The following is a 207-nucleotide window of genomic DNA, read 5'->3' as shown; positions in this document are numbered from 1 at the left end:
GGGTGGAGTTGACCGGTACTAATAGGCCGAGGGCTTGTCCTCAGTTGCTCGCGTCCACTGTGTTGGTTCTGAAACCACGAACACCAACCACACACCCATGCATGGGTGGTGGTTGCTGGTGTGTTTCGTAGTGTTTCGGTGGTCATAGCGTGAGGGAAACGCCCGGTTACATTCCGAACCCGGAAGCTAAGCCTTACAGCGCCGATG

At 56.0% G+C, this 207-nt stretch carries 1 rRNA gene; it reads left to right on the top strand.

The window, feature by feature from the left end:
• Positions 1-134: 134 nt before the first annotated feature.
• Positions 135-207 (top strand): 5S ribosomal RNA (gene rrf, locus IF45_RS0131155); the annotation flags it as partial.

This window comes from Streptomyces albidoflavus (assembly GCF_000719955.1).
In the GTDB taxonomy this organism is placed as follows: domain Bacteria; phylum Actinomycetota; class Actinomycetes; order Streptomycetales; family Streptomycetaceae; genus Streptomyces; species Streptomyces albidoflavus.
Note: the sequence above shows the minus strand (reverse complement) of the source record. Positions and strands in the feature narration are given on the sequence as shown.